Below are 16,533 nucleotides of genomic sequence, written 5' to 3' on the forward strand. Positions count from 1 at the left end.
TGAGACCACGACACTGCCGACTACACGTCCCGGTATTCGGCATTAGAGGACGTTCGGGTGTCGTTGTGGAGCGAGTAGTGGTTGTTCGGCTTCGGAACTCCACTGACTCCGCTGAGCTTCGGGTCGCTGGTGGACTATTTGGATCGAAGTGGTTGCGCGGCAGGGGGTTCGGGCTTGCGTGGTGCCCTGTCTTCGACCGCTCGAGGCGCAGAGTGCGGTTAGCTGTCAATAGGGTCGAGCGCGCATTCGCGAGATCAACTGCTGGCCGACGTTTGCCCTGATCGAACGCGCGGGTCGCGGCATTACCGCGCACTCGCGTCGACTGAAGCTAGCTCGGGGGTGCGGGCCCGGCAGCCCAATGAGCAACGACCTAGAACATATGTCCATAAATAGCGTGGCCAGCTGGGCGAACTCAGTCCCGGCCCTGATCGTGAGCAAGCGGATTCGGCTCTGGTTCATTCGCCACGATCCAGCGACCGGTTGCCGGGACCGCGCACAGGACGAGAATCAGCAGGCTCACGGTGATCGGAATGAACAAGAAGGTGAAACCTCTGTTGACGAGCTGTGCAACGCTCACGATCAGTGCCACCCCTGACACGAGGATCAACAGGAAACGACCCGTTTTCATAGACGCCAGCAGAAGGAATCCGCCGACGGACCAGGTCAGCCCGATGACGACGGCGACGATCCCCATGACGATCACGTCTGTGTGCCCGCCGCTCTCTGGATATTCGCGGGCGTGATCTTCGATGCCGGCCACTACATAGAGGGTCCACAGGATTCCGGCGATTCCGGTCAGCAGACCGAGGATCAGCGCGATGAAGGCCCCGGTGACCGCGGTCGCGCCGTGTGGGGCCGGCGTCGGTAACTCCGGTTGATCGTGTGGATCTTTCACACCCGTTCCCCTCGTCGTTTCGCGCGAACCTACCTCGCCGTGCCGGGAGTTGGCGATGCAGTGGTTCAGGTGTCTCGACCAGCACGACGACATGGCCGTTCGTGTCGGTCGAACCGGCGGCGTTCTCGGGGTGGCGAAAGACTTGATTTGGGCCGCAATGCCACGCGGGCACTGGAGTTTCTTCCTCGAGCCGTTTCCTGCTGTGTTGGTAATCCTGGCGGCCGTGGCGATCCGCGAGGTCTGGGCACGACGTCTTGCGCCCTCTAAAACATCCACATAGGTGGACGCTGTGGTCAGCGCGATCAGCGGCAAGAGCGGACGTAGTCCGGCGGTGGCCTACCGAAGCGTCGTCCCTCTCGACACGGTATGTGACACCGACAGCTCGGCCGACGAGGTGATCGGCGGTCCGGCCGGGGCCCCGGAGTCCGGCACCCCCGCGTAGTCGGGCAGCTCGACGCCGTTGATCGCACGCTCGACCAGGTCGGTGAACCATTCGCTGTCGAAATCGATGCTCGGCTCGGCGTCCGGCCCGGAGACGTCGCGGCTGCGCACGTGCAACCGGCCGATCTCCTGGTTGGCCTCGACGAACGAGCGCATCCGCCTCTCGTAGCCGGCGAACCCGGCTTCCGGGTCCCACCCGGCTGCGGCCAGCTCGCCGGCCAGCAGGTAGGCACCGACCAGGGCCAACCCGGTGCCCGCCCCGGACATCGGCGACGAGCTGAACGCCGCGTCCCCGAGCAGCCCCACCCGCCCGCACGACCAGCGGTCCATCACCACCTGGGCGACCTGGTCGAGGTAGAAGTCCGGGGTGTCGTCCAGATGCGCGAGGATGTCCGGGGTCAACCAGCCCAGGCCGGCCATCCGCTCGCGCAGCAGGCGCTTCTGGGCCGCGACGTCGCGGTAGTCGACGTCGAGGTCGGCCGAGGGGAAGGAGAACATTGCCATCGCCCGGGTGGTGTCCTGGATGGGCCGCAGGCCGGCGGAGCGCCCGGACTCCTGGTAGTCGATCAGCCAGCGGTCCAGCCCGAACTCGTTGGGCACGGTGTAGAAGGCCAGCACGTGCCCGAGGTGGCGGACGAACTGCTCCCGCGGCCCGAAGACCATCGCTCGCAGCGCCGAGTGCAGCCCGTCCGCCCCGACCACCAGGTCGAAGCGCCGCCGGTCGCCGCCGGCGAAGGCCACGTCGACCCCGTCCGCGTCCTGGGTGAGCTCGGCGATCCGGTCGCCGAAGACGTACTCGACACCGTCCCGGGTGTTGTCGTGGAGCACCCGGGACAGGTCCCCGCGCAGGATCTCGATCTCCGAGATGTACCCGTCGCCGCCGTTGTCGTCCGCGCGGTAGGTCTCCAGCACGTTCCCGTCCACGTCCACGGTGTGCGCGCCAGCGGTCTCGGTGCGTGCCGCGCGCACCGCCGCGTCCAGCCCCATTCGCCGGATGACCTCCTTGGCAACCCCGCGCGCGTCCACCGCCTGTCCACCGGGACGCAGCTCGGGGGCCCGCTCCACCACGGTCACCTCGGCCCCCCGCCTGCGCAGCCAGTGGGCCAGCGCGGGCCCCGCGATGCTCGCCCCCGCCACCAACACCCTGGGACCGCTCACCCGCGCCCCCTGCTCACCCGCCCGGATCGTGTGCTCCTGTTCGGAGTCGTCGACGCTCATCATTGCCTCCATGTGTTCCCTCCCGCACTGGAACGGACCCAGCACAGGCCCACCGCTGTCGGTGTATCCAGTTGTATCGACGACGGATCCACACAAAATTCATCGGTGCGGCCGAGATCGTGCCCACGCTCCTGCGAACCGCCTGAACCCGCAGGCATGGCTATGGTCGCGTCGTCGCCGCGTCACGTACTTCGGGATCGGGATCGGCAGCCAAGAGGGCCACCAGTCGACGCGCCTCGCTGCCACGGTATCTGTGCAATGCCAACGCGAGAGCGTGACGGACCTCGGGGTTGGCATGGTCGAGCAGGTGCGCGATGTCGGTGACATCGCCACGACTACGACGGCCCAGGCCGTAGAGGGCGTCGATCAGCTCGTCATCGTTGTCCGCGTTGCGTAATCGGTCCAGCAGTTGAGGTTTCGTGAGCTCCGGGGGTTCGGTGGGGAACCGCCTGCGAAGGTCGGCGGCCTTGAATTCTCCAGGTCCCAGGCACGCCGCACAGGCGCAGGGCGGACGACCATGCGCGTTCGGGTGATACCGCCACCCCGTCACCTGTCGTACCTGCCGAACTCGATGCAGCTCGGCGGGGGCGATCGAACGAGGTACGACGATCTGGTATCCGCGCGCGTCCTCGGCGTGAAGAATCACCGAAACGGCCTCGGCCGCAGTCATTTCCGTACCGGCGGCCGAGTAATGTCCAACGAGGACGGGTTCGTCGTCGGGTATCCGGAAATTCACCGCGATGATCAGCCGCTGCCCGCCGCGGCGCAGCTCGCGCAACCATTGATGCGACAGCACGTAGGACGGCATCACCGGCATACAGAACACTCCGCGCCCAAAGCCACGCGCTGTGATGCCCGCACGGCGGATTCGCCGAGCGTTCTTCTCCGGCGTCAGGTGCACTAGCAGGGCCACACCGCAAACCATAGCGATCCCGTGCCGGTAGAACGACGATGCCGTGCGCGCATATCGGCAGCAGCGGACGTTCGGCAACCGCGCGCCCATTATGGCGCGTTGGTTGCAGGGTCGAGAGGATTGACGCCGGTGAGAGCCGAACTGGCAGCCCATAGCTTGGCGGCGGTGTCGAGGTCGGTCATGTGCGGGTGGGGCGTTTCTTGATGTGGTCGTCCGCGGAGACCGAAAACTCGTGGCCCCCAGAGTTGCCCGCTCGCGATCTCGGTGTCCAGAACGGCGCGGACGATGGTGTGGGCCCCCGTGTGTTTGCCGTGCAGCACAACATTCGCGGGAAGTCCGCGCAGGCGTTGAGCGGTGGTGCGCGCGAACAACGGTGGCCGTGCCGGGGTCAAGGTGTCCAGGGCACCGCCGGGGTGGACGACAATGCTGGCGGTGCTCGCGGCACGCGCACGCAAACGGCGATCCAGTTCGAATCCGAACAGCATCTGCGCCAGTTTCGATCGCCCGTAGCTACGCTTGGGCCGATAGTCGTGCTCGGACTGCAGATCGGCGAGATCGAGCCGCTCCGACCGGGCCGCGAAGCTACCTACGGTGATCACCCGGCTGTTGGCGACGGCTGTCAGCATCGGCGCCAGGTGAGCGATCAATGCGAAATGCCCGAGATGGTTTGTCGCGAACATCAATTCGTTCCCCTGAGCGTTCACGCGGCGTTCCGGACCCGACAGCATGACCCCGGCATTGAGCACGACCGCGTCCAAGCTGTCGACGCCTAGGGCATCCACCGTCGCGGGCAGCGAGCGCAGATCCGCCAGATCCAAGCGCACCTGACGCAGCCGAGCACCCTCGACACGTGCCCGGATCGCCTGCACCGCCAGGTCGGCCTTGACGGTGTCGCGGCAGCCGAGCACTACGGTGGCGCCGCTGGCCGCGAGTTGTTCTGCGGCGAAATACCCGATGCCCGCGTTGGCTCCGGTCACCAGAAACGTCTTCCCGTCGGCACGATGGCCGCTCTGCAAGGTCATGCCATCGACCCTCACGCCAAGCCCTTGCACCGCCCTCACACCGCACTGACATGGCAGCGCCGCGCCAGCTCGCAGGGTCCGCTCCGCTGCGCCGGAGCCCATCGACACCTGTCCGGTATTTCGGCATGAGCGAATGCATGTCCGGTCGCTCCGGGGAGCGGTGGACGGGGTGTTTCGCTGAGTCGATCGCATCCGGCAGCGGTCGCAGGGCAGAGCAGAATGTGCACGGTGAGTCTGGACATGGATATCCTGCGGTGGCTTTCTCTACATAGGACACCGGCTTTGACAACGGTGGCGCGTTGGGCAATGGATGCCGGGATGAGCAACACGGTCATCGCTGCGGCCGGTGTGGTGGGCCTGGTTGTTGTGGTCACGAAACGCTGGTGGTGGCAAGGGATCACGATCGCTGTGTCGGTAGTCGCGGCGCAGTCGGCGGCCAGGGCTCTGAAGCATGTGATTCAGCGGGAGCGCCCACCGGTAGATCTGTCGGTAGTTCAGGTCGGTGCGTTCTCGATGCCGTCGACCGTGGCCGCGATGACGGCGGCTGTCGCGGTCACCGCCTATCTGGCGCTGCCCTGGCCGACCGAGCGCCGGCGCTGGATCGTGGGCCTTATTGCCACGCTGGTCGTATCGATCGGTATCGCGATGGTCTACCTGGGGGCGCACTGGCCGACCGATGTGCTGGCCGGATGGGGTGTGGGGGTAGCAGTCGCCGGGGTTGTCATGAGCCTGGCACGAGTCGGCTTCCGGCGGCCGATTCGATCGTCTTCCTGATTGTTTCGTCGGTTTCGGTCTCACCGCCCGTGCCCACGCCGCGCGGTCGGCGGGCAAGGCGCGATACCGGTTGCGGCCCCCGTTGCCGCGACCTCCCGAGAGATTGTCGATGGCGCTGCGCGGATTACACGTCGAGGAAGCGAACGTCCTTGGCATTGCGGGTGATAGAGCTGCGACGCGCCTCGACGTCCTCACCCATCAGGATGGAGAACAGCTCGTCGGCCGCGGCATTGACTGCCGTGGTCGCGAGCCGCCCCGACCGGCCGGTACCGCCGATGGCCGGTACCGCCGCGATCGGGGCGGTTGTGCATCGCTGGCCACCGCCATCGAGGAGGGCCGGGACGTGTCCTCGATGAGCGGCGTCCTGGCCGAGGGCTCCTATCGTGTGCTGCCGGCCTGACGGCCCGGCCTCACTTCAGGTGCCGGGCGAAGAACCGGTTCGCCTCGTCGCCCGCGAACTGCGGGACGCCGGTGTGCCCGCCCATATTGGCGTGCAGCGTCTTCTCCTTGGAGCCGAAGGCGTCGAACAGGTCCAGCGCCATTTGCCGGTCGTTTCCTTCGTCGTCCCACTGCAGCAGGACATGCAGCGGAATGGTGACCTGCCGGGCCTCCTCGAACATGGTGCGGGGCACGAAACTCCCCGCGAACAGAACGGCGGCCGAGATGCGCGGCTCGACCACCGCCAGCCGGGTGCCGATAGAGATCACCCCTCCCGAATACCCGACCGGGCCGCCGATCTCGGGCAGCGAAAGGAGGGCGTCCAGGGCGGCCCGCCATTCCGGGACCGCCTTTTCGACCAGCGGGAGGACGAGCCGGTCGACGATCTCGTCGACCGGCTCACCGGCCTCCAGCGCCCGGCGCAGGTCGGCGCGGGCCTGCTCGGCGGCGGCGGAACGGGGCCGGTCACCGCTCCCGGGGAGCTCGATGGTGGCCGCGGCGTATCCCTCCGCTGCGGCGTGCCGGGCCCGGGCCGCCAGTCGGGGGTACATCATGTGCAGTCCGCCGGGGTGGCCGACCAGGATCAGCGGCGCTGGTGCGGATGCGGATGCGGGCGTCCACAGGATGCCGGGGATCTCGCCGAGGGTGAATTCGCGCTCGAGGATGCCGTCGTCGAGGCGTTGTTCAGAAGTGAATTGCATGGTCGTGCCTTTCGGGAGTGCTCTTGAACGGCGCTCCCGGACGACCTATCGCCTGACCGTGACCCCAGAGGGGAGCACCCATGTCGATACTGCGTTCACGGGTACCACCTCCTCGTTCTCTCGCACGGCCTCCGGAAAGGTAGCAGTGCTCGCCCTGGTCCGGCAACGGGTTTTTGCGGTGGCTCTATGGCCGGATGTGTTCGGGCTCGCGTGGACCCGTGCGATGTATTCCGTTATGTCCCATGGATGGTGGAGCGAGCAGAGGTTATTCGGCTTCGGAAATCCACTGACCCCGCTGAGCTTCGGATCGCTGCTGGATCATTTGGATCGAAGTGGTTGCGCGGCAGGGTGTTCGGGCTTGGGTGGTGTGCTGTCTTCGACCGCTCGATACGCAGAGTGCGGTTGCCTGTGATGGGGTCGAGTTCCGAAGCGGAGTACCCTCACCGTCGCTCCTGCTCGAGGCGTATTTCAGCGGTTCAAGGCGTGGCGACGCGCCGAGCCCGCCGGTTGAGCTGGTCGCTCGGGTCGGCTGTGGCTGCCAACCGGGACCCCGGAACAGGAAGCCGAGCTTGTCCGAGAATTTCGCCGCGTTCTTGACGTCCTGCCAGATCGCGACTATCTCGCGGGCGTTGATCTTTGCGATGTTGTAGGTGTTGACGTTCTTGGTGAGGCCGTAGATCGCCCGCTCGCCCTCCGGCTCGAAGGAGCCGAAGATGCGGTCCCAGACGATGAGCACGCCACCGTAGTTGCGGTCGAGGTATTCAGTGTTGGAGCCATGGTGCACGCGGTGGTGGCTAGGCGTGTTGAACACGAATTCGATAGGTGCCCAAAGTTTGTCGATGACCTCGGTGTGAATGCCGAACTGGTACAGCAGGTTGATCGCGTAGGAGGCGGCGATGATCTTGCCATCGATTCCCGACAGTGCCAGTGGTGCAAGGAACGGCAGGGACGTGACAACCAGCCAAGGCGTACGCAGTGCCGTGGTGAGGTTGAAGCTCTCGCTCGAGTGGTGCACGACGTGGATCGACCAAAACACCCGGATTTCGTGGTGCGCGCGGTGAAACCAGTAGTAGGCAAAGTCGACCCCGATAAGTGCGACGGCCCACGCGACCCAACCCTCGAGGTGCCACGGCACCAGCGAAGAAACAGACGCGAAGATCGCGAGTTCCGCCAGCGCCCATGGAATGTTGAGGAGTTGGTACCCCAGGCCGGCGGCGATGGAGGTAGCTGAGTCACGGTAGTCGTACGGCTTGCCGTGACGCTCGAGGTACACGAACTCCGCCGCAACGGCGACGATGAAGACCGGAACTGCCAGCCAGATCAGCATGTCGAGACATCCATGCCGGACATCGCATACGCAAGTCGGGGAATGACGAGGACTACGGCAGCCGTGCTCAGTCCCGCGAGGAGCACTCCGTAAGCCACGATGAACCTAGTCCGGCCGCGGGCCCGGAACTTCTCCCGCCACGCCTCGGTGGTCGATTTCATGCCACTCATAGGTGAACCATCCTCCGGAGCGGCGCTCCACTCCAGGGACCCAAGGTGTGGCTGATCGCCACCTTGTCGCCGGCCGGACCGAATCAGCGGGGTCAGGTCATGCCGTCGCCTGCTGCCGCTCAGTTTTCTCGAGGAAACCTCGAGAAAGCGGAGGGACAACATGCCGCCCTTTCGGCAAGTAGATCCGCTATTTCGGTGTGACTCGGACCGTCTCGGGATCGACGGTCTTTCACTCAATGGTGTATATGTCCGCACTACATCGACCGCGGGTCGAGCGCCGCCGGGTGTGCCCACCGCGTTGAATCGGCCGCGCGACCCGAGCCGATCGGCCTCTAGTCCCGGGATTCGTCGAGTTCGAGTGCCCCGGACGGGCAAGCATCCAGGGCCTCCCGCACTGCCGAGTGATTGCGCCGCGGTTGCGGGGCGAGCAACCGCACCCTGCCGTCGTCCTCGTCCTGATCGAAGACCTCCGGCGCGATAAGGGCGCACATGCCCGAGCCGATACAGCGCTCCCGATCCGCAGAGATTCGCATCCTCGTTATTCCTTTCGTGACTAACAGGTACCCGGGGGCAAGGCGCGTTCCCACACAAGTGACGCGCTCGGCCGACGGTTTACCGGGCCGTTTCCGTCCAGGTGACCGGCAGTTCGTGGACGCCGTAGATATTCATGTCGGTCCTGAGTTTCACCTCGTCGGCGGGGATGGCGAGCTCGAGGGCCGGGAAGCGACGCAGCAGACCCTCGAAACCGGCGCGCATCTCGATACGGGCCAGTTGCTGGCCGAGACATGTGTGGATGCCGTGGCCGAAGGCCAGGCGACCGCGGGTCTCGCGGTGGATGTCCAGGGTGTCGGGGTTGTCGAAGCGCTGGGGGTCGTGGTTGGCGGCCAGCAGTGAGACGACAACGGTCGATCCCTTGCCGATTGTTTCACCGCCGAGGTCGATGTCCTCCGTGGCGTAGCGATAGAAGATATCGGCGACGGACAGGTAGCGCAGGAGTTCCTCGACGGCATCGGGCATCAGATCCGGGTCGGCGCGCAGTTCGGCCAGCTGCTCAGGATGCTCCAGGAGCGCGAAAGTGCCCAGTGCCAGCATGTTGGCGGTGGTCTCGTGGCCCGCGAGCAGCAGCAGGAAGGCGATGCCAACCAGCTCCTCGATAGACAGATCGTCCTGGCCGGCCAGGTCGGACAGTAGGTCGTCACCGGGTTCGGCGCGTTTGCGCGTCACCAGTTCGGCGAGGTAGGTGGTCATGGCGCCGTACGCGGCCATCTTCTCGTCGAGCAGCTGGTCCTTGACCAAGAATTTGGCGGAGTTGACCTGGAAGGTCTCCCGGTCCGCGTAGGGGACACCGAGCAGTTCGCAGATCACCAGCGAGGGCACCGGCAGCGCGAACTCCTTGACCAGGTCGACGGGCGGGGTGAGGCGCGCCATCTCGTCCAGTTGCCGCTCGGTGAGGTCGATGATGTGCTCTTCGAGCTGCTTCATGCGTTTGACGGTGAAGGCGCCGGTGAGCAAGCGCCGCAGCCGGGTGTGGTCCGGCGGGTCCATGGCGATGAACAAGCCCGGAATCTGCGGGGACGGTTCGGTGGCGACCGGCATGCCGGGGGTCTCGTACGGCACGTGGAGAATGCCGAGGTCCTGGCGGGAGCTGAACCGGGTGTCGGCCATGAGCTGGCGGACCGCGTCGTAGCCGGTGACGAGCCAGCCCTCGTGACCGTCGGGGAAGACCATGGGACTGACCGGGCGAGCCTCGCGCAGCCGGCTGATCTCGCGGGGCGGATCGAAGGGGCCGGCATCGCGTTCCATGGGGAGGCCGTGCGGGATGGGAACCGTCTGTGTCATCGGACTTCCTTTTCGTGGCGGTTGTTGCGACCACAGTCGCCGACGGACCTGACATACGACTGTCACGGCGCTGACACCGGACTATGGAGACCTGGTCGGCTGGCCCCGCGCGACGACGAATCGCCCGCGGATCGCCCATGGCAAGATCAGCCAGGTGCAGATCGGGATACTTGGACCATTCGAGATACGCGCGGACGACGGCGTTTTCGCCGACGTGCCGGGCGCGCGGCTGCGCGGGCTGTTGATCGCCCTCGCGCTCGAACCGGGTCACGCAGTCCCGAGGGCGACGCTCATCGACTGGATTTGGGGTGAGAACCCGCCCTCCGACGCGGCGAATTCCTTGCACCGCTTGGTTTCCCGGCTGCGGAAGGCACTGCCGGAAGGATTGGTCGAGGGGCAGACGGACGGCTACCGCTTGAGGGTGGAACCCGACGCCGTCGACGCCGTGCGGTTCGAACGCCTCGTCGCCCAGGCCCGCAATGACGAGGATCCACAGGGCGTACAGCGGTTGCGTGAGGCCCTCGCATTGTGGCGCGGTGCGGCCATGCAGGACGTCGGTCTGCAAGAAAGTGCGGCGTTCGACGCGGCGGTCGCCCGGCTCGAGGGGCTACGCCTGACTGCCATGGAGGATCGGTTCGATGCGGAGATCAACCTCGGCCACGGTGTGGAGCTGGTCACGGAACTGGCCGACCTGGTGGTCGCGCATCCGGTGCGAGAACGGCTTGTCGCCGCGTTGATGCGTGCCCACGTCGCGGCCGGTCGCGTCACCGAGGCGCTGCTCGTGTACGAGCGTACGAGGGAAACCCTGGCCGATGAGCTGGGCGTCGACCCCGCACCGGAGCTGTCCGCATTGCACGTCGCGCTGCTGCGGGGTGAGTTGGGACGGCGGGAGGAGAACCGGAAGACCAACCTGCGCGCCGAGCTGACCAGCTTCGTCGGCAAGGACGGTGATGTCGCCGCGGTCCGCGGACTCAATGCCGAACATCGGCTCACCACCCTGATCGGGCCTGGCGGCTCGGGGAAGACCAGACTGGCCACGGAAACCGCGCGCACGCTGCTCGGCGACCTGCCGGACGGGGTCTGGCTGGTCGAACTCGCGGCCATCGGCGCCGACGGTGACAAGGGGGGTGTGCCCGAAGGGCAGGGGGGCGGGAACAACGTCGCGCAAGCGACGCTCGCCGCGCTCAAACTGCGGGATGCGCTGCTCGGCGAGGCACCGGACGCGGAGCCGACGGATCGGGTCATCGCCGCGGTCCGCGAGCGGGCGATATTGCTGATTCTGGACAACTGTGAGCACGTGATCGAGTCCGCGGCGGCATTCGCCCATCGAGTGCTCGGAGAGTGCAGGCAGCTGCGGATCATCGCGACGAGCAGGGAACCCCTCGGCATCACCGGCGAGGCGCTATGGCCGGTCATGCCGTTGGTCCTGCCCGCGGAAGACGCCGCACCCGGCGAGATCGAGTCCGCTCCGGCCATCCGGCTGCTGCTGGACCGCGCCGGCGCGGTGCGCAAGGACCTCGCGACCGACGCCCGCACACTGTCGACTTTGGCGCGCGTCTGCCGGGCGCTGGACGGGATGCCACTGGCGATCGAACTCGCCGCGGCCAGGTTGCGCACCATGTCCCTCGATCAACTCGCCCACCGGCTCGACGACCGGTTCCGCCTGCTGACCGGCGGTAGCCGTGCCGCGCTGCCGAGGCACAGGACGCTGCGTGCGCTGATCGACTGGAGCTGGGAGCTGCTCACCGACGCCGAACGAGTAGTCCTGCGCAGGCTCTCGGTGTTCTCCGGTGGTGCGAGCCTGGAGGCGGCCGAGCGGGTCTGCGCGGGTGTGGGGGGCGGGCCCGAAGGGCAGGGAGACGGGAAGAACGCGGCGGTCGAGACGGATCAGGTGCTCGAGTTGCTGACCGCGCTGACCGAGAAATCGCTGGTGGTCACCGAGGGCGACCAGGCGCCGCGCTACCGGATGCTCGGCACGATCAAGGAATACGCCGAGCAGCGTCTCACTGAGGCGGGGGAATCGGATCTGACGCGCCGTGCGCATCTCGCGTATTTCACCGAATTCGCCGACATCGCGGAGCCGCACCTTCGCCGCGCCGAGCAACTCGAATGGCTTGCCATGCTCGAGGTCGAGCACGACAACATCGCTGCGGCGATGCGGGGTGCGCTCGCGGCCGGCGAGGCAGATGGGGCGATGCGGCTCGCCGCGGCCGCCGGTTGGTACTGGTGGCTCGGTGGGCACAAGGCCGAGGGAAACGAGCTGATCATGGCGGCCACTGCCGTGCCCGGCGAGGTGGCCGACGAGATCCGGGGCGTGGTGTACGCGTTCGTCGTGCAGTTCGCGACCTCCGGGCAGCAGGGTGACCAGTACCAGGCGGAGGAGTGGATCCACAAAGCTTACGAAATCAGCCAGCGCGTTCAGGCCCGTCACCCTGCGCTGAGGTTCGCCGCCCCACTGGAGCGCATGTTGCAAGCGCCGGACGCGTTCCTGCCGGCGTGGGAATCACTGCTGGTCGACGAGGACCCGTGGGTACGCGCCCTCGCCCGGCTACAACTGGGCAAGATGCGGATGCATCTGGGCCACGACGGCCAGGATGTGGACACATATCTCGAGACGGCGCTCACCGAGTTTCGCGCGATCGGCGATCGGTGGGGGATTTCGTTCGCGCTGACCGAACTGGCGAATCGAATCGCCATGCGCGGTGAGTTCGCCGGTGCGTGCGAGCACTACGAGCAGGCGATCGCGGTCGTCACCGAGGTCGGTGCCATCGAGGATGTCGCGCCGATGCGGTCGCGGCAGGCCCAGTTGTACTGGCTGTTGGGCGATGAGGACTCCAGCGTGGCTGCTATGGCCGAGGCGCAGCGGTCCGCGGAACGAGTCGCCTGGCCGAATGCGCTGGCCGAGCTGGCCCTGTCGAAGGCGGCGCTCGCGCGCTGGAGCGGCGATGTCGAGCAGGCACGTCGGCAACTCGACGTCGCGACAGCGATGCTGGGCGATGACGCCGAGGGGGCAAACGTCCGCGCGTTGGTGCGAGACCTGCTCGGCTACCTTGCCGAGGATCTCGACGAGGCCCGTCAACACCGCGTCGCGGCCTTGCAGGCGGCGTCGGAGGCGGGGCATGCACTCCTGATCGCGCAGGTGCTCATCGGGATCGCGGATCTGGCGCTGCGCGACCAACAATATGAGCAGGCCGCGCGGCTGCTCGCGGCGAGCGCCGGCGTGCGCGGTCTGCCGGATCGTTCGCAACCCGATATGGCCCGGATCGAGCAGGCCACGCGAAGTCGCCTCGGTGACACGCGGTTCACCGAGGCGACTGGAGAGGGGGCGCAAGCGAGCTGGCGTGAGTTGGTCGCGGTCACGCTCGCTTCGTGAACGTGGCGGATGCCCATAGGTATCCGACGAGAGCGATCCCGACGCACCAGGCGATGGCGGCCATCGCGTCGCCGGTGTCCGGTGCGCCGTTGAGCAGCCCGCGCATGGTTTCGATGATCGGCGTGAAGGGCTGGTACTCGGCGAACTGCCGGAGGCCCGGCCCCATCTTCTCCGCCGGTACGATCGCGCTGCTGAAGAACGGCAGCATGACCAGCGGCACGGCGGCCAGACCCGCCGTTTCCACAGACTTCGCCGCCAATCCCAAGGCGACGGTGAGCCAGCCTGCCGCGATACCGAGCAGCACGACGATGCCCGCCACGCCGAGCCAATCGAGGAAACTCGCCGCCGGGCTGAATCCCAGCAGGAAGGCCACCCCGATGAGGGCCGCGATGGCGACCAGATTGGTCAGCACACTGGCGATGACGTGACCGGTCAACACCGCACCACGGGAGACGTCCATGACCTTGAACCGGTTGATGATGCCCTTCGTCATGTCGGAGTTCACCGCTGTCGCGGTGGCCCCGAGCCCGTAGCAGACGGCCAAGAGCATCAGTCCCGGCGTCGCGTAGTCGATGTAGTCGACGCCGACGTTGAATGCGTCGCCGAACATGTACACGAACATCAGCATGATGATGATCGGCATCAGGACCGCGTTGAACACCGAGGTCGGGTTCCGGGCGATGTGTGTGAAGTTGCGGCGCAACATGACCATGGAATGGGACTTGGCGCTCATTTCGCGACCACCTCCGTGTTGTGGCCCGTCAGGGCGAGGAAAACGTCGTCGAGGTCGGGTGTGTGCACGGAGAACTCTTCGGCGCTGAGTGAATACTCGTCGAGCCTGTCCAGCAGCGCCCGCAGCGATTTCGTCCCGCCATCGCTGGGAACCCGCAGGGTCAGTGCTTCGATATCCCGCGTGGAGTCGGGGAACAGACTCGCGGCCGCGTCGAGCTGGGAGATGTCGGTGAACCGGAGCCGGACGTGGGTCCCGGGGATCTGGCGCTTGAGGTCGTCGGGGGTGCCCTGGGCGACCAGGCGGCCCTGGTCGAGTACCGCGATGTGGTCGGCGAGCTGATCGGCTTCCTCGAGGTACTGGGTGGTGAGGAAGATGGTCACGCCGTCGGCCACCAGGTCGCGGATGATCGACCACATCGTGCGACGGCTACGCGGGTCCAGTCCCGTCGTCGGCTCGTCCAGGAAGATGATCTTCGGGTTGCCGACGAGCGTCATCGCCAGGTCGAGCTTCCTGCGCATACCGCCGGAGTAGGTCGACGCGGGCTTCTGCGCCGCCTCCACCAGATCGAAGCGTTCCAGCAGCTCTGTGACAGTCCGCTTGCTGTCTTTTGCGGGGACCCCGTTGAGGTCCACCATCAGTTGCAGGTTCTCCCGCCCCGTCAGCAGCTCGTCCACCGCCGCGAATTGACCGGTGACACCGATCGCCGCGCGCACCGCCTTGGCCTCGGTCGCGACGTCATGGCCCGCGACGCGTACCGACCCGCCGTCGGCCTTCATCAACGTGCTCAGCACGTTCACCGTTGTCGTCTTACCCGCCCCATTCGGGCCGAGCAGGGAAAAAATGGTGCCCGCACGAACATCTAGATCGATGCCGTCGAGCACAACCTTGTCCCCATATGTCTTCCGCAGCCCGGAGACCGCAATCGCTGAATTTCTCATGTGACCACCATCGGCGCCCGGCCTGACACCCACCTGTCACGCCCCTGTCATGACGACTGACACGGTGTTCTACCTCGTCGCGCCAGGCCACGACGTTGCGCGGCCTGATCGCCGACGAAGACGCCCAGCGCGCCGATGCCGCCGTCTCCCGCCCGGTGAACCAAGCCAGAGAACGCGACCCGATCCCCGTGCCGCCTCAGGCATGGGGGTCGCGCATACGGCCATCTTCGTTATCGGACGTTCGGGGTGTCGTGATCGAGAGCGGCTACCAGTACTGATGCCGTTTTCCGTCGGTGTCGGCGACGAAGATGATCGCGTCGGAGCCGTCCACGTCTGCCGGGTTGAGCGGGATGTGGCCGGGCACGATCGGTTCGCCCGTGCCGATCGACGGGGGAAGCGCGGCGCGAAGGGCCGGTGCCGGGAACAGGGCACGTCGGGTGGTCGCCTCGGCCAGTACACGCTGGAGGGTGCCGGGATCGCTGTGGGGGCCGGCGTCGGTTGCCAGGAACACGTAGCGCCGGCCGAGGGTGAGTCCGACGAGTGCGCCTGCGCTGCACCAGTTCATGTCGTCCGCGCCGACCGACGTGTGGGACTGCGCACGCTGGAGAAGCGCGTTGTGCGCGAACACCAGGCTCGGCCCGCGTCGCCGCTCCTGGGCGACGATCGCGAGCAGATTCTCGGCCATCATCTCGGCGCGCAGGCTGAGCATGGTCGCGATGCGATCGGGTGCGGGGTCGGCCATGGCCGCGTGGTAGCGCAGCAGGCCCTGAGCGGTGCGCGCGTGCGCGGCGGCGTGGTCGTAGCCGGTCGGGTCGGCGGGGCGCAGGCCGGGTGCCGCGCGGTGCAGCGCGCTGGCGAGATCGTCGGCGACGATGCGCAGAGCGCGAGCGCCGTCGGAGTTGCCGATGGACGCTGCCGCGTCGAACATGGCCGCCTGGTTCGTCCAGTCCGAGTCCTCCCCGAGCAACGCGTCGAGGTCGCGGACCGATTCGGGCCGCAGCGTTGCGGGCAGGTACTCGTTGGTCGAGGACAGTGCGCGACGCGGGCTCGGCGCACCGGAGAACTCCAACGGCGCGTCGAAGCCGTGGAAGCGAACCCGATCCTGCGGCGTGCGGCCGGCATTGTGCGCGCGGAGCCATTCGACGAGTTCGCGGTTGCCCGGCACGGCGCCGAACCCGTGGCTGAACCCGGTCGCGAGCACCGTGTCGATCTCCGCCGTAGCCCCGGCCACGTAGTCATCGACTACGGACGCGGCGAAGATATCGGTCTCCAACACGATCGACCGGTACCCCCGTTCGACGAGGTGACAGAGGAGTTCGTTGCGCAGCAACGGGAACGCCTCGATCCCGTGTGTCGGCTCGCCGAGGGCTAGCAGGGTCGGCGGCTCGGTCCGCGTAGCGAGCAGCTCGTCGAGGGCACGACCCAGGCTTGCCGGGTCGTCGAGTTGGCGGCCGATTCCACGCAGTGACGCGGCAGTTGACATGAGCACCCTTTCCGGAAAGAAACTGCTATCAACGATATCGTTGAACACTCGATTGAAACTTTTGCTAATTCAAGCTGGATCAAGAGACGAAAGTTTCAATCTCGTATGTAAGCTGCGACTCCCCGGATTCGTCACACCGGATTCCTGCTACTCCCCATTGCGAAAGGCGCGATCGGCGATCTGCGACGTCGGCCATCGGTGAACCCTGACGTGGCCGGAACTGTGGGATGCTGCATCGGCGAACTTCCGACTTCGCTCTTGTTCGACG

Annotated in this window: 15 protein-coding genes; 3 read left to right on the forward strand and 12 right to left on the reverse strand. The window is 66.6% G+C overall.

The window, feature by feature from the left end; translation table 11 throughout:
* Positions 1 to 412: 412 nt before the first annotated feature.
* From ACFU4Z_RS19595 to ACFU4Z_RS19610, 4 genes are all read right to left on the reverse strand, one after another.
* Complete coding sequence (locus ACFU4Z_RS19595) at positions 413 to 1,207, reverse strand: hypothetical protein (protein ID WP_379064895.1); 795 nt, start codon at positions 1,205 to 1,207, stop codon at positions 413 to 415.
* Between the two features lie 24 nt (positions 1,208 to 1,231).
* A complete protein-coding gene (locus tag ACFU4Z_RS19600; protein ID WP_379064897.1) occupies positions 1,232 to 2,566 on the reverse strand; it encodes an FAD-dependent monooxygenase in 1,335 nt (444 codons plus the stop codon).
* Between the two features lie 148 nt (positions 2,567 to 2,714).
* Positions 2,715 to 3,467 (reverse strand): HEAT repeat domain-containing protein, encoded by a 753-nt coding sequence (locus ACFU4Z_RS19605; RefSeq protein WP_379064899.1) that lies wholly within the window; start codon positions 3,465 to 3,467, stop codon positions 2,715 to 2,717.
* Between the two features lie 89 nt (positions 3,468 to 3,556).
* On the reverse strand, positions 3,557 to 4,489 hold the full coding sequence (locus ACFU4Z_RS19610; RefSeq protein ID WP_379064901.1) for an SDR family NAD(P)-dependent oxidoreductase: 933 nt from the start codon (positions 4,487 to 4,489) through the stop codon (positions 3,557 to 3,559).
* 318 nt (positions 4,490 to 4,807) lie between these two features.
* Between ACFU4Z_RS19610 and ACFU4Z_RS19615 the strand changes: the two genes are divergently transcribed.
* Positions 4,808 to 5,263 carry a phosphatase PAP2 family protein gene (locus ACFU4Z_RS19615; RefSeq protein ID WP_379064903.1) on the forward strand — a complete coding sequence of 152 codons (456 nt, stop codon included), beginning with the start codon at positions 4,808 to 4,810 and terminating at the stop codon, positions 5,261 to 5,263.
* 109 nt (positions 5,264 to 5,372) lie between these two features.
* A complete protein-coding gene (locus tag ACFU4Z_RS19620) occupies positions 5,373 to 5,663 on the forward strand; it encodes a hypothetical protein (protein WP_379064905.1) in 291 nt (96 codons plus the stop codon).
* 10 nt (positions 5,664 to 5,673) lie between these two features.
* Here ACFU4Z_RS19620 and ACFU4Z_RS19625 read toward each other — a convergent pair whose 3' ends face one another.
* From ACFU4Z_RS19625 to ACFU4Z_RS19645, 5 genes are all read right to left on the reverse strand, one after another.
* A complete protein-coding gene (locus ACFU4Z_RS19625; RefSeq protein WP_379064907.1) occupies positions 5,674 to 6,402 on the reverse strand; it encodes an alpha/beta hydrolase in 729 nt (242 codons plus the stop codon).
* 265 nt (positions 6,403 to 6,667) lie between these two features.
* The gene (locus ACFU4Z_RS19630) at positions 6,668 to 7,729 is read right to left on the reverse strand and encodes a sterol desaturase family protein (RefSeq protein ID WP_379064909.1); all 1,062 of its coding nucleotides are present in this window, start codon (positions 7,727 to 7,729) and stop codon (positions 6,668 to 6,670) included.
* A complete protein-coding gene (locus ACFU4Z_RS19635; RefSeq protein ID WP_379064911.1) occupies positions 7,723 to 7,899 on the reverse strand; it encodes a hypothetical protein in 177 nt (58 codons plus the stop codon). Before ACFU4Z_RS19635 ends, ACFU4Z_RS19630 begins: the two co-directional genes overlap by 7 nt.
* Positions 7,900 to 8,231: 332 nt before the next feature.
* Positions 8,232 to 8,432 carry a ferredoxin gene (locus ACFU4Z_RS19640; protein WP_379064913.1) on the reverse strand — a complete coding sequence of 67 codons (201 nt, stop codon included), beginning with the start codon at positions 8,430 to 8,432 and terminating at the stop codon, positions 8,232 to 8,234.
* Positions 8,433 to 8,511: 79 nt separating this feature from the next.
* Complete coding sequence (locus ACFU4Z_RS19645; RefSeq protein ID WP_379064915.1) at positions 8,512 to 9,738, reverse strand: cytochrome P450; 1,227 nt, start codon at positions 9,736 to 9,738, stop codon at positions 8,512 to 8,514.
* Between the two features lie 154 nt (positions 9,739 to 9,892).
* On the opposite strand from ACFU4Z_RS19645, the gene ACFU4Z_RS19650 reads away from it, so the two are divergent.
* A complete protein-coding gene (locus ACFU4Z_RS19650; protein WP_379064917.1) occupies positions 9,893 to 13,111 on the forward strand; it encodes a BTAD domain-containing putative transcriptional regulator in 3,219 nt (1,072 codons plus the stop codon).
* Here ACFU4Z_RS19650 and ACFU4Z_RS19655 read toward each other — a convergent pair.
* The 3 genes from ACFU4Z_RS19655 to ACFU4Z_RS19665 all read right to left on the reverse strand — a co-directional run bounded on the left by ACFU4Z_RS19655 (position 13,095) and on the right by ACFU4Z_RS19665 (position 16,265).
* Entirely contained in the window at positions 13,095 to 13,844 is a 750-nt protein-coding gene (locus ACFU4Z_RS19655; RefSeq protein WP_379064919.1) for an ABC transporter permease, read from the reverse strand. The two genes, ACFU4Z_RS19650 and ACFU4Z_RS19655, sit on opposite strands and share 17 nt — an antisense overlap.
* Positions 13,841 to 14,782: an ATP-binding cassette domain-containing protein gene (locus ACFU4Z_RS19660; protein WP_379064921.1), complete on the reverse strand. Its 942-nt coding sequence runs from the start codon at positions 14,780 to 14,782 to the stop codon at positions 13,841 to 13,843. The genes ACFU4Z_RS19655 and ACFU4Z_RS19660 overlap by 4 nt, the downstream gene beginning before the upstream one ends.
* A 265-nt stretch (positions 14,783 to 15,047) precedes the next feature.
* Positions 15,048 to 16,265: an erythromycin esterase family protein gene (locus ACFU4Z_RS19665; protein WP_379064923.1), complete on the reverse strand. Its 1,218-nt coding sequence runs from the start codon at positions 16,263 to 16,265 to the stop codon at positions 15,048 to 15,050.
* Positions 16,266 to 16,533: the final 268 nt, after the last annotated feature.

Source organism: Nocardia sp. NPDC057440, assembly GCF_042802915.1.
GTDB lineage: Bacteria > Actinomycetota > Actinomycetes > Mycobacteriales > Mycobacteriaceae > Nocardia.